General features: G+C 69.4%; 17 protein-coding genes. 13 read left to right on the top strand and 4 right to left on the bottom strand.

Going from position 1 to position 18,741, the window contains the following annotated elements; all coding sequences use genetic code 11:
• Positions 1 to 8: 8 nt before the first annotated feature.
• From ACIBK4_RS05620 to ACIBK4_RS05610, 3 genes are read left to right on the top strand one after another with little or no spacing between them, the layout of a single operon-like run.
• Positions 9 to 947 (top strand): N-acetylneuraminate synthase family protein, encoded by a 939-nt coding sequence (locus ACIBK4_RS05620; protein WP_390157717.1) that lies wholly within the window; start codon positions 9 to 11, stop codon positions 945 to 947.
• A gap of 60 nt (positions 948 to 1,007) precedes the next feature.
• Entirely contained in the window at positions 1,008 to 2,096 is a 1,089-nt protein-coding gene (locus ACIBK4_RS05615; protein ID WP_398992375.1) for a hypothetical protein, read from the top strand.
• Between the two features lie 30 nt (positions 2,097 to 2,126).
• Positions 2,127 to 2,321, top strand: coding sequence for a hypothetical protein (locus ACIBK4_RS05610; RefSeq protein ID WP_398992373.1), 195 nt, complete (start codon positions 2,127 to 2,129; stop codon positions 2,319 to 2,321).
• Here the strand turns inward: ACIBK4_RS05610 and ACIBK4_RS05605 are convergent.
• A complete protein-coding gene (locus ACIBK4_RS05605) occupies positions 2,297 to 2,974 on the bottom strand; it encodes a class I SAM-dependent DNA methyltransferase (protein WP_398992371.1) in 678 nt (225 codons plus the stop codon). The genes ACIBK4_RS05610 and ACIBK4_RS05605 overlap by 25 nt on opposite strands.
• A 288-nt stretch (positions 2,975 to 3,262) precedes the next feature.
• Between ACIBK4_RS05605 and ACIBK4_RS05600 the strand changes: the two genes are divergently transcribed.
• The 8 genes from ACIBK4_RS05600 (at position 3,263) to ACIBK4_RS05565 (ending at position 13,409) form a co-directional block, all read left to right on the top strand.
• Complete coding sequence (locus ACIBK4_RS05600) at positions 3,263 to 4,492, top strand: amidohydrolase (protein WP_398992369.1); 1,230 nt, start codon at positions 3,263 to 3,265, stop codon at positions 4,490 to 4,492.
• Between the two features lie 276 nt (positions 4,493 to 4,768).
• A complete protein-coding gene (locus tag ACIBK4_RS05595) occupies positions 4,769 to 5,809 on the top strand; it encodes a BMP family protein (RefSeq protein WP_398992967.1) in 1,041 nt (346 codons plus the stop codon).
• Between the two features lie 426 nt (positions 5,810 to 6,235).
• Positions 6,236 to 7,294 (top strand): BMP family protein, encoded by a 1,059-nt coding sequence (locus ACIBK4_RS05590; RefSeq protein WP_398992367.1) that lies wholly within the window; start codon positions 6,236 to 6,238, stop codon positions 7,292 to 7,294.
• Positions 7,295 to 7,561: 267 nt separating this feature from the next.
• Positions 7,562 to 9,244, top strand: a complete 1,683-nt coding sequence (locus tag ACIBK4_RS05585; protein WP_398992965.1) for an ABC transporter ATP-binding protein — start codon at positions 7,562 to 7,564, stop codon at positions 9,242 to 9,244.
• Positions 9,241 to 10,368: an ABC transporter permease gene (locus ACIBK4_RS05580; RefSeq protein WP_366431224.1), complete on the top strand. Its 1,128-nt coding sequence runs from the start codon at positions 9,241 to 9,243 to the stop codon at positions 10,366 to 10,368. Before ACIBK4_RS05585 ends, ACIBK4_RS05580 begins: the two co-directional genes overlap by 4 nt.
• Positions 10,365 to 11,627 carry an ABC transporter permease gene (locus tag ACIBK4_RS05575; protein ID WP_398992365.1) on the top strand — a complete coding sequence of 421 codons (1,263 nt, stop codon included), beginning with the start codon at positions 10,365 to 10,367 and terminating at the stop codon, positions 11,625 to 11,627. Before ACIBK4_RS05580 ends, ACIBK4_RS05575 begins: the two co-directional genes overlap by 4 nt.
• On the top strand, positions 11,624 to 12,034 hold the full coding sequence (locus tag ACIBK4_RS05570) for a cytidine deaminase (protein WP_398992363.1): 411 nt from the start codon (positions 11,624 to 11,626) through the stop codon (positions 12,032 to 12,034). The genes ACIBK4_RS05575 and ACIBK4_RS05570 overlap by 4 nt, the downstream gene beginning before the upstream one ends.
• 97 nt (positions 12,035 to 12,131) lie before the next feature.
• A complete protein-coding gene (locus ACIBK4_RS05565; protein WP_398992963.1) occupies positions 12,132 to 13,409 on the top strand; it encodes a thymidine phosphorylase in 1,278 nt (425 codons plus the stop codon).
• Positions 13,410 to 13,562: 153 nt separating this feature from the next.
• On the opposite strand, the gene ACIBK4_RS05560 is transcribed toward ACIBK4_RS05565, so the two are convergent.
• Complete coding sequence (locus ACIBK4_RS05560; protein ID WP_398992361.1) at positions 13,563 to 14,483, bottom strand: AEC family transporter; 921 nt, start codon at positions 14,481 to 14,483, stop codon at positions 13,563 to 13,565.
• 100 nt (positions 14,484 to 14,583) lie between these two features.
• Here ACIBK4_RS05560 and ACIBK4_RS05555 point away from each other — a divergent pair, with 100 nt between their 5' ends.
• Positions 14,584 to 14,979: a hypothetical protein gene (locus tag ACIBK4_RS05555; protein ID WP_398992359.1), complete on the top strand. Its 396-nt coding sequence runs from the start codon at positions 14,584 to 14,586 to the stop codon at positions 14,977 to 14,979.
• Here the strand turns inward: ACIBK4_RS05555 and ACIBK4_RS05550 are convergent.
• The gene (locus ACIBK4_RS05550; protein ID WP_398992357.1) at positions 14,863 to 15,879 is read right to left on the bottom strand and encodes a sigma-70 family RNA polymerase sigma factor; all 1,017 of its coding nucleotides are present in this window, start codon (positions 15,877 to 15,879) and stop codon (positions 14,863 to 14,865) included. The genes ACIBK4_RS05555 and ACIBK4_RS05550 overlap by 117 nt on opposite strands.
• A 513-nt stretch (positions 15,880 to 16,392) precedes the next feature.
• Positions 16,393 to 17,670 carry an MFS transporter gene (locus ACIBK4_RS05545; RefSeq protein WP_398992354.1) on the bottom strand — a complete coding sequence of 426 codons (1,278 nt, stop codon included), beginning with the start codon at positions 17,668 to 17,670 and terminating at the stop codon, positions 16,393 to 16,395.
• Positions 17,671 to 17,733: 63 nt separating this feature from the next.
• On the opposite strand from ACIBK4_RS05545, the gene ACIBK4_RS05540 reads away from it, so the two are divergent.
• Positions 17,734 to 18,687 (top strand): LysR family transcriptional regulator, encoded by a 954-nt coding sequence (locus tag ACIBK4_RS05540; RefSeq protein ID WP_398992353.1) that lies wholly within the window; start codon positions 17,734 to 17,736, stop codon positions 18,685 to 18,687.
• Positions 18,688 to 18,741: the final 54 nt, after the last annotated feature.

Raw genomic sequence — 18,741 nt, 5'->3', positions numbered from 1 at the left:
CCGCTGTCATGAGCATCAACTCCCGTCTGCGCCAGTTCGGTTCGAAGACCGCAGGACCCGGCCAGCCCGTGTACGTCGTCGGCGAGATCGGCATCAACCACAACGGTGAGCTGGAGAACGCCTTCAAGCTGATCGACGCCGCCGCCGAGGCCGGCTGCGACGCCGTCAAATTCCAGAAGCGCACCCCGGAGATCTGCACCCCGCGCGACCAGTGGGACATCGAGCGCGACACCCCCTGGGGCCGCATGACCTACATCGACTACCGCCACCGCGTGGAGTTCGGTGAGGACGAGTACCGCCAGATCGACGAGTACGCCAAGTCGAAGAACATCGACTGGTTCGCCTCCCCGTGGGACACCGAGGCCGTCGCGTTCCTGGAGAAGTTCGACGTCCCGGCCCACAAGGTCGCCTCCGCCTCCCTCACGGACGACGAGCTCCTGCGCTCCCTCCGTGCCACGGGCCGTACGGTCATCCTCTCGACCGGCATGTCGACGCCGAAGCAGATCCGCCACGCGGTAGAGGTCCTCGGTTCGGACAACATCCTGATGTGCCACGCCACGTCGACCTACCCGGCGGTGGCCGAGGAGCTCAACCTCCGCGTCATCAACACCCTCCAGGCCGAGTACCCGAACGTCCCGATCGGCTACTCCGGTCACGAGACGGGCCTCCAGACCACCCTCGCCGCGGTCGCGCTCGGCGCCACCTTCGTCGAGCGTCACATCACCCTCGACCGCGCCATGTGGGGCTCGGACCAGGCCGCGTCGGTCGAGCCGCAGGGCCTGACCCGCCTCGTCCGCGACATCCGCACCATCGAGGCCTCCCTCGGCGACGGCGTCAAGAAGGTCTACGAGTCGGAGCTGGGCCCGATGAAGAAGCTGCGCCGCGTCAACGGCGTGGTCGCCGAGGCGGAGATCGCCGCGGCGGCGGGCGAGCCGGTCTCGGTCTGAGTCTGAGCCATTAAGAGCCAGCGCCAGCGTCACTTACGGTCACGGGACGGTCGTACGACAATGAGCCCCCACGCCGGCACTGCCGGCCTCACCCCCCACACTCTCGCGTTCGTGGAGAGTCCGGTACAGCTTCTGAACGTGCTGGAGTGGGCGCACCTCCGTGCGCCCAGGGCCGAGGCGGCAGCCGGCGGGGGGCTCACCCTCGTGGTCCTGTCGCCGACCGACCCGATGACCCGCGGCCAGCTGCGCCGCATGGCCGACCTCGCCCGCGACGAAGGCCACACCGTCCGCTGGGAGGAGGCGCGGGGCGGACCCGCGGCCCCCTTCCAGACGATCGGCGGCCTCACCCGGCTCCTCCGCAAGGCGGACCGGATCGTGATGGGCGACCCGTTCTCCCGCTATGTACAGCTCCTGCTGACGATCACCAAGGCGCGCGAGCTGGTGGTGGTCGACGACGGCACCGCGACGATGGAGTTCGTCGCCCAACTCGCCAGCGGCGAACGCCTGGTCCGCTGGCACCGCAAGGGCGGCCGCCCCGGCCCCCGCGACCTGATCTTCGCCCCGGTCTCCTCGGCGGCCCGCCGCCGCCTGACCCCGAGCGCCCGCCGCACGGTGGAGATCTTCTCGTCGATGCCGATCGAGACGACCCCCGAGGGCGTCACGATCACGCCCAACGCCTTCGCCTGGACCCGCGCCACCTTCGGCCCGCCCCGGATCACCAAGGGCGCGGACATGGTCGGAACGTCCTTGGTGGAAACGGGAGTTGTCGACAACGACCGCTACCTGGAAGCGGTCTCCGCCCTGGCCAAGACCCACGGCGCGACCCGCTACTTCGCCCACCGCCGCGAAAGCACGGAGAAACTCCACCGGTTGGCGGTCGAAACGGGCCTGGAGATCGTCCGCCCCGACCTGCCCCTGGAGCTGATCGCCCGCAGGGGCCCCATCGGCCGCACGATCCTCAGCTTCCCGTCGACGGTCGTGCATACGTTGCCGCTGGCGCTGGTGGGCACGGAGGTCCGCGTCGCGGTGTGCGACATCGACCCGGCGTGGCTGACCGAGAACGCCTCGCCTCGGGCGCAGGGGTTTTTGTCGGGGGTTACGGGGACGGCTCGGGATGTGCATCGGTTGTCGGCGGTTACGGCGGCGTAGGGCGTCGACTGGTTCGGTGAGCGCGATCCGGTGGCCAGGAGCCCGGTGGGCGTCCGGATCGGCAGTGGCCGGGATCCGCTGATCCCGGCCGTCGCGCGTCAACTCGCCCAGGACCTGCGGGACTTGGAGCAGGACGTGTTCACGTGCGGGGGTGACGGTGTCACCGTGCACGGCATGGCGTTGCCGCTCACCGTCACATCTCAGTCGGCCGCCGGGGGCTTGTAGGCCAGGATGAAGGCCCGCGGCCGCTTCTCCTCCTCCTGGGGTTTGCGGAGGACCTCGGCGTACAGATGCAGGCCCGCCTGTGTGAGGAACGAGGCGACCGTGGCCGGAGTGCGGAAGTAGTAGTCCAGCGAGATGTCCTGGCCGTAGCGCTCCGACAGGTGCAGGTGTTCGTCGTCGGCGGCCTGGAAGCCGAGCAGGACGTGGCCGCCCGGCCGCAGGGCCCGGTGGAACTCCGCGAAGACGCCGGGCAGGCGGTCGTCCGGGATGTGGATCGTGGAGTAGAGCGCCACGACGCCGCCCAGCGTTCCGTCCGGTACGTCCAGGGACGTCATCGAGCCCACCTCGAACCGGAGTTGGGGATGCGCCTCGCGGGCCAGCGCCACCATGCGAGGTGAGATGTCGATGCCGAAGGCCGGCAGGCCGAGGGCGTTCAGGCGCGCCGTCACGTATCCGGGGCCGCTGCCCACGTCGGCCACCGGCGCCTCGCCCGCCGTACGGACCAGGTCGGCGAAGGCGGTCAGCAGTGAGCGGTCGAGGGGGCTCTCGACGAGGCTGTCGGGATGCTCGGCGCCGTACGCGGGCGCGATCGCGTCGTAGGAGGAGCGGGTGGCCTCTATGAAGTCCGCGGCGGAATCCGCGTTCGGGTCGGTCACGTCGGCGGACCCTACCAAGGGACCCACCCAGGGGACACGCGACCGGGAATCTCACGCTGCGTAGCGGTGTTTGTGCTGGTGTGCGGCAGTGCGGATTCCGGGATGCGGACGGGGCGAGCTGGGCTGTCGTGAGGCGTGGTATCCCAGAAGAGGCGGGGAGTTTACCCATCTCCACAGACAGCTATGCGGCCGGCGGTCAGATTTTCTTCGACTAACGGGTTGAACTTTTGTTGATCGAGGGTCAGTTGACCACCCGGGCGCCCTACCCTTCAGAGGGTGAAGCAATTGATGTCACCAGAGTCCGAGGCAGAGTCCGAGGTCGAGTCCGTCGGGAATGTGCTTCCGGGCACCCTGTCGGAGACCTTGCGTGCCGAACTCGTCGCGTTCCGGCGGGACTTGCACATGCACCCCGAGCTGGGCAACCAGGAGTTCCGGACCACCGCGGCGATCAAGGCGCGGCTGGAGCTGGCCGGTCTCGAACCCCGAGTCCTCGCCATGGGCACCGGGCTCGTCTGTGACATCGGACCCCGCGACACCGCCGTACCGATGCTCGCGCTCCGCGCCGACATCGACGCCCTGCCCATCCCGGACACGAAGAGTGAGTGCGCGTACCGCTCCACCGTGCCCGACCGCGCCCACGCCTGCGGCCACGACATCCACACCACCGTCGTCCTCGGCGCCGGCCTCGTGCTGGCCCGGCTGCACGAGCAGGGCCTGCTGCCGCGTGCCGTACGGCTGCTCTTCCAGCCCGCCGAGGAGGTCCTGCCCGGCGGTGCCACCGACGCCATCGAGTGCGGGGTGCTGGACGGGGTCGGCCGGATCATCGCCGTGCACTGCGACCCCAAGGTCGACAGCGGGCGGATCGGACTGCGCATCGGCCCCATCACCTCCGCCTGCGACCGGCTGGAGGTCTCCCTGGACGGCCCCGGCGGCCACACCGCCCGGCCGCACCTCACCACCGACCTCGTGACCGCCGCCGCCCGCGTCGCCACCGACGTGCCCGCGATCGTCGCCCGAAGGATGGACGCCCGGAGCGGGGTGTCCGTGACCTGGGGGCGCATCGAGTCCGGCCACGCCCCCAACGTCATCCCGCAGCACGCCGAGCTCTCCGGCACCGTACGGTGTCTCGATCTCGACGCCTGGCGGCAGGCGCCCGACGTCGTGCACGCCGTCATCGACGAGGTCGCCGGGCTGCACCGGGCCAAGTCCGCGATCACCTACGTCCGCGGGGTGCCGCCCGTCGTCAACGACGCGCTCGTCACCGAGCTGCTCCGCGACGCGATGACCGCACGGCGCGGGCCCCTCTCCGTCGAGGACACCGAGCAGAGCCTGGGCGGCGAGGACTTCTCCTGGTACCTGGAGCACGTGCCCGGCGCCATGGCCCGGCTCGGCGTCCGCACCCCGGGGGAGCGGACCGTACGGGACCTCCACCAGGGCGACTTCGATGCCGACGAGTCCGCGATCACGGTCGGCGTGGAGCTGTTCACCGCGGCGGCATTGATCGACGGCGCGATCTGAGCACGGCGGGGGCGTGAGGGTGCCCGTTCGGTACCCCTACGTCCCCTTGTGTCACCCGGGTGTAACCACCGGCGCGTGAACGTAACGCGGCGGCGGCACGATCCGGTAACGGCAAGGAGAAACCCCGTTCCCCTCCTCGTCTACGCGCGTTACTGTGCGCGGAAATCGCCACAGAGGCGGCGGCTTGGGGAAGCGGTCCGGTGACGGTGCCGTGGGGACGAAGGAGTGCTTGCTGTGCGTCAGACATCTCGGAGGACGAAGTTCTCCCAAGCTGCGGTGGCCGTCACGGTCATCGCCCTCGCGGCGACCGCCTGCGGTAGCTCCAGCAAGGACGCCGACAAGGCGAGTGACAGTTCCTCGTCCTCGTCCGGCAAGTACACGGGCAAGGGCATCGGCCTCGCCTACGACGTCGGCGGCAAGGGCGACCAGTCCTTCAACGACGCCGCGTACGCGGGTCTGCAGAAGGCCGAGAAGGACTTCAAGCTCACCGGCCGCGACATCGAGCCGCAGGACAACGAGTCCGACGCGGACAAGGTCCAGCGCCTGGAGAGCCTGGCCACGGCCGGCTACAACCCGGTGATCGGCGTCGGCTTCGCCTACGCGCCGGCCGTCAAGGAGGCCGCGGCGAAGTTCCCGAACATCACCTTCGGCATCATCGACGACGAGACCATCAAGGCCGCCAACGTGGCCGACCTGGTCTTCCACGAGGAGCAGTCCTCGTACCTCGCGGGCGTCGCCGCGGCCAAGGCCACCAAGAAGAACCACATCGGGTTCATCGGCGGCGTGGACGTCCCCCTCATCCACAAGTTTGAGGCCGGCTTCGACCAGGGCGCCAAGTCCGTCAACCCGAGCATCAAGATCGAGTCGCAGTACCTGACGCAGACCGCGGCCCAGGGCGGCTTCTCCAGCCCCGACAAGGGCAAGGACGCGGCGAGCGGCCAGATCGACGCGGGCGCGGACGTCCTGTACGCCGCCGCCGGTCTCTCCGGCCAGGGCGTCATCTCCGAGGCCTCCGCCAAGGGCGTGTGGGCCATCGGCGTGGACTCCGACCAGTACGAGCAGAAGGCGCTCGCCAAGTACAAGGACGCGATCCTCGGCTCGGCCCTGAAGAACGTCGGCGGCGCGGTCTACGACTTGGTGAAGTCCGTCTACGAGGGCAAGCCCAAGACCGGCGTGGTCCGCTACGGCCTCGACAACGACGGCGTCGGCTTCTCCGACACCAACCCGAAGTACAAGGCCATGACCGCCGCCGTCGCCGCGGTGGACAAGGCCAAGGCGGACATCGTCTCCGGCAAGATCACCGTCAACACGAAGTAGGACGACGGTTTGTCACGGCGCGCTGGAACGCCGTAAGAGAGCGGAAAAACTAGCCCCTACGGGCATCGTTGCAGCCTGGCGCACCTAGGTCCGGGGCGTCGATCTCCCGTCTGCCGCGCGACGCCTGGCACGCACGCTCGCCGCGTTGCCGAAACGCCCACGTGGCTCCGCCACGAGGACGCCCCGGCGCCTTGCGATCGCACGCACCAGACGCCGCGCGGCCCGCCCTCCGGGCGGACGACGGGAGATCGACGCCCCGGACCTGCCTCCCGCAAGGGGCGCCAGGCTGTCCGTACGCTGGCCACCATCTGTGGCCACAGCTCTATAACGGACCGGACAGATGGGGTTTTCCGTCTGGTCTACGCGCGTTACGCTGCGGCGGAACCAGCGCCTGGTTTGGGCGCTTGCACGAAGGAGTCTCGTTCCATGCGCCGGGTGTCCCGAATCGCGGTTGCAGGCGTTGCAACCGCAGCTCTTGCAGTAACCGTCTCCGCCTGCGGCAGCTCGTCCAGCGAGTCCAGCTCCAGCAGCAGCAGTTCCGGCACGTCCAAGGGTATTGGTCTTGCCTACGACGTCGGCGGCAAGGGTGACCAGTCCTTCAACGACGCCGCCTACGCGGGTCTCGTGAAGGCCGAGAAGGACTTCGGCGTCAGCGGTCGCGACGTCGAGCCGCAGGACAACGAGTCCGACGCGGACAAGGTGCAGCGCCTGGAGACCCTCGCCAGGTCCGGCTACAACCCGGTGATCGGTGTCGGCTTCGCCTACGCCCCCGCCGTCAAGGAAGCCGCCGCGAAGTTCCCGAAGATCACCTTCGGCATCATCGACGACAACACCATCACGGCCTCGAACGTGGCCGACATGGTCTTCCACGAGGAGCAGTCCTCGTACCTGGCCGGCGTCACCGCCGCGCTCACCACGAAGTCGAACACCGTCGGCTTCATCGGCGGCGTGGACGTCCCGCTGATCCACAAGTTCGCGGCGGGCTTCGAGCAGGGCGTCAAGGACACCAAGAAGGGCGTCACGGTCAAGTCGCAGTACCTGACCCAGACCGCCGCCCAGGGTGGCTTCTCCAGCCCCGACAAGGGCGAGGCCGCCGCCGACGGTCAGATCGAGGCCGGCGCGGACGTCGTCTACGCGGCCGCCGGTCTCTCCGGCCAGGGCGTCATCAAGTCCGCCGCCGCGCACAAGGTGTGGGCGATCGGTGTCGACTCGGACCAGTACAACCAGGCCGCGCTGGCCAAGTACAAGCCGTACATCCTCACCTCGGCGCTGAAGAACGTCGCGGGCGCGGTCTACGACCTCTCCAAGTCCGTCATCAAGGACAAGAAGCCCCTGAGCGGCGAGATCCGCGGCTCCCTGAGCAACGGCGCGGTCGGCCTGGCCGACTCGAACCCGACCTTCAAGAACAACGCCACGCTCCAGGCCGCCCTCGCGAAGGCCGAGGCGGGCATCAAGGACGGCTCGATCAAGGTCAAGACCTCCTGAACCGTTGGTTCTAGGCCAGTCACGACCATGGCCAAAAGAGCGCTGTAATGACAGCGTTACGGCCACGGAACGGGGTGTGGGGAGGATGTCTCCTCACGCCCCGTTCGCGCGGCAGAATGCTCGGAACGGATCGGATGCCAGACAAAAAACGATCAGGTCCGGGCACTATTTAAAGCAGGGGCGCTACGCGCGTAGAGAGGCCCCTTTCCACGAGGAGAGTTCGCCATCGACGCGTCCAGCAACCCTCCACTCGGCGATCAGTCGACGATCGCGGTCGAGCTGGTGGGGATCACCAAGCGGTTCCCGGGTGTCGTCGCCAACAGCGACATCCGCTTCAGTGTCCGAAAAGGCACCGTGCACGCCCTCGTCGGCGAGAACGGCGCCGGCAAGTCGACCCTGATGAAGATCCTCTACGGCATGCAGAAGCCGGACGAGGGCACGATCGCCGTCGACGGCGAGCTCGTCACCTTCTCGTCCCCCGCCGACGCCATCGCCCGCGGCATCGGCATGGTCCACCAGCACTTCATGCTCGCCGACAACCTCACCGTCCTGGAGAACGTCGTCCTGGGCAGCGAGAAGCTGCACGGCATCGGCGGCGGCGCCCGCAAGAAGATCAAGGAGATCTCCGACCGCTACGGCCTGAACGTCCGCCCGGACGTCCTCGTCGAGAACCTCGGCGTCGCCGAGCGCCAGCGCGTCGAGATCCTCAAGGTCCTCTACCGCGGCGCCCGCACCCTGATCCTGGACGAGCCCACCGCCGTCCTGGTCCCGCAGGAGGTCGACGCCCTCTTCAGCAACCTGCGCGAGCTGAAGTCCGAGGGCCTCGCGGTCATCTTCATCTCGCACAAACTCGGCGAGGTCCTCTCCGTCGCCGACGAGATCACGGTCATCCGGCGCGGTACGACCGTGGGCACGGCCGTCCCCTCCGCGACCACCCCCCGTCAGCTCGCCGAGATGATGGTCGGCAGCGAACTCCCCACCCCCGAGACGGCGGAGTCCACGGTCACCGACCAGCCCGTCATCGAGGTCGAGGGCCTCACCGTCTATGCCGACGGCGGCGCCTCCCTCGGCGCCGAGTCGGAGCCGGTGGGCGGCGGACTCCTCGGCGAGCTCGCCCCCGGCGGCACCGCCAAGCGCGTCCTGGACGACGTCACCTTCACCATCCACGCCGGTGAGGTCATGGGCATCGCCGGCGTCGAGGGCAACGGCCAGACCGAACTGATCGACGCGCTGATCGGCCTGAAGAACGCCGACTCCGGCACCATCTCCTTCCTCGGCGAGGACATCACGCCCTGGGCCACCCGCAGGCGTCGCGAGCACGGCATCGGCTACATCCCCGAGGACCGCCACCGCCACGGCCTCCTCCTGGAAGCCCCGCTCTGGGAGAACCGCATCCTCGGCCACGTCACCGAGACGCCCAACTCCAAGGGCGTCTGGCTGGACATCAAGGGCGCCCAGGCCGACACCCGCCGGATCGTCGAGGAGTACGACGTCCGCACCCCCGGCATCGACGTCACCGCCGCCTCCCTCTCCGGCGGCAACCAGCAGAAGCTGATCGTCGGCCGAGAGATGAGCCACACGCCGAAGTTCCTGATCGCCGCCCACCCCACCCGCGGTGTGGACGTCGGCGCGCAGGCCGCGATCTGGGACCACGTCCGCGCGGCCCGCCGCGAGGGCCTGGCCGTGCTGCTGATCTCCGCCGACCTCGACGAGCTGATCGGCCTGTCGGACACCCTGCGCGTGATCTACGACGGCAGGCTGGTCGCCGACGCCGACCCGGCCACCGTCACCCCCGAGGAACTCGGCTCGGCCATGACCGGCGCCGCGTCCGGTCACCTCGAACACGTCGAGGAAGCAGCGGACGGCGCGGAGAGCACCGTAGAAAACGGCGCGGACAGCACCGTAGAGAACGCGGACGACACCGCCGCCCCGGAGGACGAGGCCCGATGAAGAAGTTCGACAAGGAGCGCGTGCTCCTCGCCGTGGCCGGACCGGTCATGGCGCTGGTCGCCGCGATCCTGCTGACCTCGGTCGTGCTGCTCGCCTCGGGCAAGAACCCGATCGAGCCGTACAACCTGATGCTCCAGCAGATCGGGTACTCCGACGTCCAGGTCCTGATCATCAACCAGGCGTCGATGTACTACATCGCCGCCCTGGCGGTCGCCCTCGGCTTCCGGATGAACCTGTTCAACATCGGCGTCGACGGTCAGTACCGCCTCGGCGCCGTGATGACCGCGGTCGTCGGCGCGCACGTGGGCCTGCCGGCCGTCCTCCAGGTGCCGCTGCTGCTCCTGGTCGCCATCCTCACCGGCGCCTTCTGGGCCGGGATCGCGGGTGTCCTCAAGGTCACCCGCGGGGTCAGCGAGGTCGTCGCGACGATCATGCTCAACGCGATCGCCACCAGCCTGATCCTCTACCTCACGCAGACCAACACGTGGGGTGTGCAGGTCGGCAACAACATGACGACCGGCATCATGAAGAAGTCCGGCTGGATCCCGGGCATCGACATGGGCTCGGACGTCGGCGAGATCTACGGCCTGGTCTTCCTCGCGGTGATCATGGGCGTCCTGTACTGGCTCGTCCTCAACCGCACCCGCTTCGGCTTCGACCTGCGTGCCACCGGCGAGTCCGAGTCGGCCGCCGCGGCCTCCGGCGTCGACGCCAAGCGCATGACGCTCACCGCGATGCTGATCTCCGGCGGTGTCGCCGGCCTCGCCGGTCTGCCGCTGCTGCTCGGCGACAGCCACACCTACAGCCTCACCTTCCCCGAGGGCCTGGGCTTCACCGCGATCGGCATCGCCCTCCTCGGCCGCAACAACCCGGGCGGCATCGCCCTCGCCGCCCTCCTCTGGGCCTTCCTCGACAAGGCGTCTCCCGCCCTGGACTACGCGACCCCGGTCGCCTACCAGAAGGAGATCGCCACGATCATGCAGGGCCTGATCGTCTTCGCGGTCGTCATCTCGTACGAGGTCGTCCGCACCTGGGGCCTGCGCCGCCAGCAGAAGCGCGTCGGCGAGGAACTCGCCGCGGCCGCCCGCAACAACTCCGAGAAGAAGGAGGTGGCGGCCCGATGAGTACCGCGACCATCGCCAAGCCGCAGGTGCGGCAGCCCGGCAAGGGCGGCCGCCGTTTCTCGCTCCCCGTGCTCCTGCTGATCATCGCGGGCGCCCTCATCCTCACGTCGATCGTCCGCCTCATCACGGGCGCGGACGGCATCACGTCAACCGGCCAAATGTCTACGGCCCTGCGCGCGGCCGTGCCGATCGGCCTCGCCGGTCTCGGCGGCCTCTGGGCCGAGCGTGCGGGCGTCGTCAACATCGGCCTCGAAGGCATGATGATCCTCGGCACCTGGTTCGGCGCCTGGGCCGGCTACCAGTGGGGCCCGTGGGTCGGCATCGTCTTCGGCATCATCGGCGGCTGCCTCGGCGCGCTGCTGCACGCGATCGCCACGGTGACGTTCAACGTCAACCACATCGTCTCCGGTGTCGCCATCAACATCCTGGCGCTGGGCACCACCCGCTACCTCTCGAAGTTCACCTTCGCCAACACCGAGCAGGGCTCCGCCAAGCAGTCCCCGCCGATCGACTCGCTCGGGACCTTCGACATCCCGGGACTGTCGAGCTGGCTGGACACCCTCAACGAGAAGCACTGGTTCCTGATCTCGGACATCGCGGGCCTGATCGGCGGTCTGATCACCGACCTCTCCCCGCTCACGGTCATCGCGGTGGCGCTGGTCCCCGCCACCTGGTGGGTCCTGTGGCGCACGGCCTTCGGCCTGCGCCTGCGCTCTTGCGGTGAGAACCCGGTGGCCGCCGAGTCGTTGGGCGTCAACGTCTACAAGTACAAGTACATCGCCGTGATCATCTCCGGCGGCTTCGCCGGTCTCGGCGGCGCCTTCCTGTCGATCGTCGCGTCCAACGTCTACCTCGACGGCCAGACCGGCGGCCGCGGCTACATCGGCCTCGCCTCGATGATCTTCGGCAACTGGATGCCGGGCGGACTCGCCCTCGGCGCGGGCCTGTTCGGCTACACCGACAGCCTCAACCTGCGCGGCGGCGCCACCAACGTCCACGCGCTGATCCTGCTGATCGGCTTCCTGCTCGTCGCGGGCTGCGCGTACATGGTCTGGAAGAAGCGCTACGTCCCCGCCGTCGCCACGGCCGTCATCGCGGCCCTGATGTTCGTCTGGTACGCCACCACGGACCAGGTTCCGACCCAACTGGTCGGCGCCAGCCCCTACATCGTCACCCTGCTGGTGCTCTCGCTGTCCGCGCAGCACCTGCGGATGCCGAAGGCGGACGGCCTGCCGTACCGGAAGGGACAGGGCAAGTGACCTCGCCCGCCGCCGAGTTGGCCGTCGACTGGGAGGAGCTGCGCGCGGAGGCGCGGGAGGCGATGTCCCACGCGTACGCGCCGTACTCGGGCTATCCCGTGGGGGTCGCCGCCCGGGTCGACGACGGCCGCACGGTCTCCGGCTGCAATGTGGAGAACGCGTCGTACGGCCTGGGCCTGTGCGCCGAGTGCGGACTCGTCTCCAACCTCCAGCGCACCGGCGGCGGCCGGCTGACCCACTTCACGTGCGTCGACGGCAAGGGCGACATCCTCGTCCCGTGCGGCCGCTGCCGCCAACTGCTGTACGAGTTCGGCGGTCCCGGCCTGCTGGTGGAGACACCGGCGGGCATCCTGCCGCTCTCGGAGATGCTCCCGCAGGCCTTCGGGCCGGACCATCTCACCAGGTAACTCCCGTACGGCCCCGCCGAGTTGGTCCATCCCCCTCGGCGGGGCCGCACATTTTCTGAACGTTCGGAAGGAAAGCCAAGCCATGGCGCAAGTCTCGATGGACGCCATCTCCGTCATCCGCACCAAGCGGGACCGCGGTGAACTGAGCGACGAGCAGATCGACTGGGTCATCGACGCGTACACCCGCGGGGAGGTGGCCGACTACCAGATGGCCGCCCTCAACATGGCGATCCTCCTCAACGGCATGAACCGCCGCGAGATCGCCACCTGGACCGCCGCGATGATCGCCTCCGGCGAGCGCATGGACTTCTCGTCCCTGTCCCGCCCGACGGCCGACAAGCACTCGACGGGCGGCGTGGGCGACAAGATCACCCTCCCGCTGGCCCCGTTGGTAGCGGCCTGCGGCGCGGCCGTCCCCCAGCTCTCGGGCCGAGGCCTCGGCCACACCGGCGGCACCCTCGACAAGCTGGAGTCGATCCCCGGCTGGCGCGCGCTGCTCTCGAACGAGGAGATGCTGCACGTACTGGACACGACCGGCGCGGTGATCTGCGCGGCGGGCGACGGCCTGGCCCCGGCGGACAAGAAGCTGTACGCACTCCGGGACGTCACGGGCACGGTGGAGGCAATCCCGCTGATCGCCTCCTCGATCATGTCGAAGAAGATCGCCGAGGGCACCGGCTCCCTGGTCCTGGACGTGAAGGTCGGCACGGGCGCGTTCATGAAGACGATCGAGGACGCGCGGGAGTTGGCGTCCACGATGGTGGGCCTGGGCACGGACCACGGCGTCCGGACGGTAGCGCTGCTGACGGACATGTCGACCCCGCTCGGCCTGACGGCAGGCAACGCGCTGGAGGTCCGCGAATCGGTGGAGGTCCTGGCAGGCGGCGGCCCGTCCGACGTGGTCGAGCTGACGATCGCGTTGGCCCGGGAGATGCTCGACGCGGCCGGCGTGAAGGACGCCGACCCGGCGAAGGCCCTGGCCGACGGTTCCGCGATGGACGTCTGGCGCCGGATGATCGCGGCGCAGGGCGGCGACCCGGACGCGGAGCTGCCGGTGGCGCGCGAGCAGCACGTGGTGACGGCGTCGACGTCCGGCGTCCTGACCCGCCTCGACGCCTACGACATCGGCATCGCGGCCTGGCGCTTGGGCGCGGGGCGTGCGCGCAAGGAGGACCCGGTGCAGGCGGGCGCGGGAGTGGAGATGCACGCGAAGCCGGGAGACACGGTGACCGCGGGCCAGCCCCTGCTGACCCTGCACACGGACACCCCGGAGCGCTTCGAGTACGCCCTGGAGGCGGTGGAGGGTTCGTACGGCATCGGCGTGGAGGGAACCAAGTTCACTGCTTCGCCGGTGGTGTTGGAGCGCATCGCCTGATCGGTGGTTGGTAGTGGAGGCGGGGCCGGGGCGGGGGACTTTCCGTCCCCGGCCCCGCTTGCCTACCTAGGGGCGCGGGGCTGTGTCAATTTGCGGCTCCGCCGCGTGGGCGCGACCAGCCACAACGCACCCGCAGACAAAAAACGACCGCACCTACCCAAGCAGCGCAGCGATCCCCACCAACACCGGCACCGACAACACCGTAGACAGCAGAATCGAGTCCCGAGCCAACCCCTCACCCACCCGATAACGACTCGCGTACGTGTACAAATTCTGCGCAGCCGGCAGCGCCGAGGTCACGACCACGTCGAGCAACGCCGCCCCATGAACACCGAACACCCCCACCGCCAACGCCCACGCAACCACCGGCTGCCCCACCGACTTCAGCGCAACGGACAACAACACCGGCCCCCGCTCAACGCCCCGCGCAGGAACCGCACTGCCCCGCAGGGAAATCCCGAACCCGATCAACACCGCCGGCACAGCCATGTTCCCGATCAACGTGAGCGGATCCATCACAGGGCCGGGAACACGAACCCCGGCCCCCGCCACCGCGACCCCCGCAAGCGACCCCACCGCGACCGGATTCCGCAGCGGAGTCAGCAGCCGTAGCCACAACGGCCCTTTCTCCCCCGCCCCCGACAGATCGAGGATCGTGAGCGCGAGCGGGCTCACCACCACGAGCTGGAACAACATCACCGGCGCCACGAGCGACGCATTGCCCAGGACGTAGACCGAGATCGGGATCCCGAGGTTGCCGGAGTTGACGTAACTCGAACAGAGCGCCCCGATCGTCGTACGGCCGACACCCCACCCGCGTACGACCCCCACCGCCACGAACACGCTCGCCACCGCCGCCGTACTGAGCACCGTCACGAGCAGCCCGCTGGAGAAGATCACCGACAGGTCGGCCCGCGCGAGGGTCGTGAACAGCAGCGCCGGGGACGCGACATTGAAGGCGAGCTTGGTCAGGACGTCCCGCCCGTGTTCGCCGAGGGACCCGCGCAGGCCGATCAGATAGCCGACCGCGATGACCACACCGATCACCGCGAACCCGGTCAGTACGCCCTGCACGGCACCCCCTCGGCAGCGAGGCCGGTGTGCGCGAGGGCGTCGGGTATCCAGGGCGGGGCTGATCCGTGGGGCATACAGCAAACCTAGGCGGTCGCCCCCGATGAGTTACGACCGCCCACCCGGTCTACCGATCGTGGACGCCAAGACACCCGCTGTACTCGTGCCGGCCCGCCCCGTCACCCCCGACGAGGTGGCGGGACTGTGCGCCGAGGTACGGGCGCTGCTGGAGGCGACGCCCGGTGCGGGAGCGGTCGTGGTGGTCGAGGTCGTGGGGCCCGGGCCGCCGGGGCTCGGCACCGTCGATCTCCTGGCCCGGCTGCACCTCACCGCCCGCCGGACCAGGGGCGGCCGGATCAGGCTCCGCGACCCCGCCCCCGCGCTACGCGCCCTCCTCGACCTCGTCGGACTCCGCTTCGAGATGGAGGGGCAGGTCGAACAGCGGGAACCAGCGCTTCGTGTCCAGGAAGAAGTGGAACCCGGTGAGCCTGCCGTCTGAGATCTCCAGCACCTGAACCGACCACGGGCTGAAGCCGCCCGCCTCCGGGTCCGGCTTGTACTGGGCGAAGCCCGGCAGACCGTTCACCTGCACCGGGATCAGGCGTGAGCCCTCGCAGGCGGCGCCGAGGGTCGTCATGAAGCCCGTGATGTCGTCGTGGCCGGTGAGCCACAGGTCGAACGGCGGCATCGTCATGATGGCGTCCTCGTGCAGCAGCGCGGTGAGCGCGGCCATGTCGTAGCCCTCGAAGGCGGCGACGTACCGCTCAAGAAGCTTCTGCTGCTCCTCGTCGAGCGGGTCGGAGACGGCCGCGTCCGCCGCCTTCTCGTCCCGCTCGGCGAGGGTGGCGCGGGCGCGCTGCAACGCGCTGTTGACCGACGCGACGGAGGTGTCGAGCAGCTCGGCCACCTCGTTGGCCCGCCAGGCCAGGACCTCTCTCAGGATCAGCACCGCCCGCTGTTTGGGCGGGAGTTGCTGTAGGGCGGCCATGAACGCGAGCCGTACGGATTCCTTCGCCACGGCCGCCTCCGCCGGGTCGGTGACCGTCGGCAGCACGCGCGCGTCCGGCATCGGCTCCAGCCAGGTGTTGTCCGGGCGGGGTGACAGCGCGGCTTGCGCGAGGGGGGTGGAGTCGCTGAGATCGACGGGGCGGGCCCGCTTGTTGCCGGCGGACAGCATGTCCAGGCAGACGTTCGTGGCGATCCGGTACAGCCACGACCGCAGACTCGACCGGCCCTCGAACTTCTCGTAGTTGCGCCAGGCGCGGACCATCGTGTCCTGCACGGCGTCCTCGGCCTCGAAGGAGGAGCCGAGCATGCGGTAGCAGTACCCGGTCAGCTCGACGCGGTGCTTCTCCAGCCTGACGTCGAGGTCCGTCGTCGTAACAACGCTGTCACTCATGGTCTCGCCCACCCACCCCTGTGGCCGTTCTTCCCTTACCCCGAAACGTAGCGCAGCCCACTGACAATGGCCCCCGGAGTGGATGAACGTGCAGGTCAGGATGATTGCGGGGCGCCCGGTATGGAGGTGACCGCCACCGGGGGCTCCGCCCCCGGACCCCCGATCGGCCCCGAAAGGGCCTCGTCCTCAAACGCCGGACGGGCTGAATAATCGCGGCCTGTACTGAAGAGCTGGCCTGCGCTGGAAAGCCGTCCTGCGCTGGGTGTTGGAGGCCTGTACTGGACAACCGCCCGGCACTGGTATTCGCAGCCTGTACTGGACTGCCGACCGGCGTTGGATGTTGACGGCCTGCACCGGACAGCCACCCGGCGCCGGACTCAAGCCGCCAGGCCACCTGGCGCCGGACTCGGGCCGCCAGCCAGGCCACCCGACGCCGAACTCAGGCCGCCCAGCGTCGGATTCAGGCCCTCAGACCGCCCCGCGCAGGGCTCGTCGCCAGGCCGCTCAACCCGCTCAGGCCGTCACCACACCCCGCCGCTCGACCCGCGCCGCCCGCGACCCCAACACAGTGATCGTCACGACACCGACCACCGCCAGCACCCCGACCCCCACCGTCCCGCCCCAGCCCCCCGCATGGAACGCCATCGCGCCGACCGTACTGCCGGTGCTGGACCCGATGTAGTAGGCGGACTGATACAGAGCGGAGGCCTGCGCACGCCCGGTCGTGGCCGTCTTGCTGACCGCGGAGGACGCGACCGCGTGCCCCGCGAAGAAGCCGGCGGTGATGAGGACGAGACCCAGCAGGACCAGGGGAAGCGAGTCGGCGAGGGAGACGAGCAGGCCCGCAGCCGTCGTACCGCCCGCCAGATAAAGGGCACCCCGGCGCCCCAGCCGACCTACCAACCGCCCCGCCGTGGACGCCGACACGGTCCCCACCAGATACACGAGGAAGATCGAGCCGATGAGGCCCTGGGGGAGGGAGAAGGGGGCCTCGGTGAGGCGGTAGCCGATGACCGTGTAGACGCCGCCGAAGACCGTCATGAACAACGCGCCGATCGCGTACAGCCGGCACAGCAGCGGGTTCGCGAGGTGGTCGCGGACCGTGCGGGCCAGGACGCGCGGGCGCAACGACCCCGGCGTGAAGTGCCGAGGGGCGGGGAGCAGCAGCCGGAACGCGACCGCGCAGCCGACCGCGATGACGCCGATCACCGCCACGGCGACCCGCCACCCCCACTCCTGCGCGACCCACCCGGTGATGACCCGGCCACTCATCCCGCCGACACTGTTGCCGGCCACGAACAGGCCGATCGCCGTGACCAGCGCCTTCGGCCGGACCTCTTCCGCCAGATACGCCGTCGCCGAGGCAGGCAACCCGGCCAGCGCGGCCCCCTGAAGAAAGCGCAACGCCACCAACGCCCCCAGCGACGGTGCGAACGGGACCAGAACCCCGATGCTCACCGCGACGACCAACGACGCCGTCATGACCGTACGACGTCCAAACCGCTCCGACAGCGCGCTCATCGGCAGCACGAACAACGCGAGCCCACCCGTCGCCGCCGCCACCGTCCAGCTCGCCGCACTCGCCGACACCGCGAAACCGGAGGAGATCAACGGCAGCAGCGCCTGCGTGGAGTAGAGGAGCGCGAAGGTCGCCACGCCCGCGAGGAACAGCGCGAAGCTCATCCGGCGATAACCGGGACCACCGGGCGTCAGCCGCGTGTCGGAGTCGGAGGCGGGGACGGGGGACGTGGCGGCCACGATCGTGGACGCCCCGGTATCGGCGGAAGGCATGCTTCGAAGCTACGTACGCTCCCGCTCATCCGTCCAATGCACGGAAACGCCATAATCGTTCCCATGGTGCATCAGTACAGCTCACAGGCTCACCTGTCACCGTCCGGTGACACAGAAGACATCGTCGCGCTGCTCGCGCCCCGCCTCGCGTACTTCGCCGGCGTAGCCCGCACCGAACACGTCACCCGGGCCGCACAGGAGATGCAGGTCCCGCAGTCCACCCTGTCGAGGGCGATGGTCCGCCTTGAACAGGACCTGGGCGTGGACCTGTTCGCCCGCAGAGGCCGCACGGTCTCCCTGACCCCCGCCGGCCGCACCTTCCTCACCTCGGTGGACCGCGCCCTCGCCGAGATCGAGAAGGCCGCCGACGAGGTCCGCGCCGACGCCGACCCCGCCACCGGCAAGGTCGCCTTCGGCTTCCTCCACACCCTCGGCTCCGAAACAGTCCCGGGCCTCATCCGAGCCTTCCGAGCCGACCACCCCCGAGTCCGCTTCAGCCTCGTCCAGAACTACGGCGAGGCCATGCTGGAGCGCCTGCGGGCGGGCGAACTGGACCTCTGCCTGACCTCTCCGGTGCCGGATGCCCCGGACCTGGTGGCCCGCCGCCTGGACGAACAGAAGCTGCGGCTGGTGGTTCCCGCCGACCATCGTCTGGCGACACGAAAGAGGGTCCGCCTGGCGGAAGCAGCCGACGAGACGTTCGTGACATTGGAGCCGGGCTACGGCTTGCGCCGCATCACAGATGACGTCTGCAAGGAAGCCGGCTTCCGCCCACGAATCGCCTTCGAGGGAGAGGAGGCGGAGACCCTACGGGGCCTGGTGGCAGCAGGCTTGGGGGTCGCCCTCCTACCCCCACCAGCCGTACCCCGCCCGGGAGTTGCAGAACTAACGGTCACAGCTCCGAGAGCGGTGAGAGAGATCGGCGTAGCGTGGCTGGACGGCCACCCAGACACTCCGCCGGTGGCGGCTTTCAAGCAGTTCCTACTGTCGAGACGGGGCAACTTGCTACCAACGTAGGCCTGCCCAACCTTTTTAGGGGCGCGGGGAACTGCGCGCTCAGCCACAACGAAC

The organism is Streptomyces sp. NPDC050528 (assembly GCF_044457795.1).
Classification (GTDB): Bacteria; Actinomycetota; Actinomycetes; order Streptomycetales; family Streptomycetaceae; genus Streptomyces.
The sequence above is the reverse complement of the archived record's forward strand: the minus strand, read 5'-3'. Positions and strand labels throughout refer to the sequence as shown.

Excerpts from the sequence above, each read along its gene's own strand:
- ACIBK4_RS05580 (WP_366431224.1), top strand. The coding sequence starts at position 9,241 with ATGAAGAAGTTCGACAAGGAGCGCGTGCTCCTCGCCGTGGCCGGACCG.
- ACIBK4_RS05545 (WP_398992354.1), bottom strand. The coding sequence starts at position 17,670 with ATGCCTTCCGCCGATACCGGGGCGTCCACGATCGTGGCCGCCACGTCC.
- ACIBK4_RS05565 (WP_398992963.1), top strand. The coding sequence starts at position 12,132 with ATGGACGCCATCTCCGTCATCCGCACCAAGCGGGACCGCGGTGAACTG.
- ACIBK4_RS05555 (WP_398992359.1), top strand. The coding sequence starts at position 14,584 with ATGAGTTACGACCGCCCACCCGGTCTACCGATCGTGGACGCCAAGACA.
- ACIBK4_RS05540 (WP_398992353.1), top strand. The coding sequence starts at position 17,734 with ATGGTGCATCAGTACAGCTCACAGGCTCACCTGTCACCGTCCGGTGAC.
- ACIBK4_RS05615 (WP_398992375.1), top strand. The coding sequence starts at position 1,008 with ATGAGCCCCCACGCCGGCACTGCCGGCCTCACCCCCCACACTCTCGCG.
- ACIBK4_RS05575 (WP_398992365.1), top strand. The coding sequence starts at position 10,365 with ATGAGTACCGCGACCATCGCCAAGCCGCAGGTGCGGCAGCCCGGCAAG.
- ACIBK4_RS05590 (WP_398992367.1), top strand. The coding sequence starts at position 6,236 with ATGCGCCGGGTGTCCCGAATCGCGGTTGCAGGCGTTGCAACCGCAGCT.
- ACIBK4_RS05550 (WP_398992357.1), bottom strand. The coding sequence starts at position 15,879 with ATGAGTGACAGCGTTGTTACGACGACGGACCTCGACGTCAGGCTGGAG.
- ACIBK4_RS05620 (WP_390157717.1), top strand. The coding sequence starts at position 9 with ATGAGCATCAACTCCCGTCTGCGCCAGTTCGGTTCGAAGACCGCAGGA.
- ACIBK4_RS05600 (WP_398992369.1), top strand. The coding sequence starts at position 3,263 with ATGTCACCAGAGTCCGAGGCAGAGTCCGAGGTCGAGTCCGTCGGGAAT.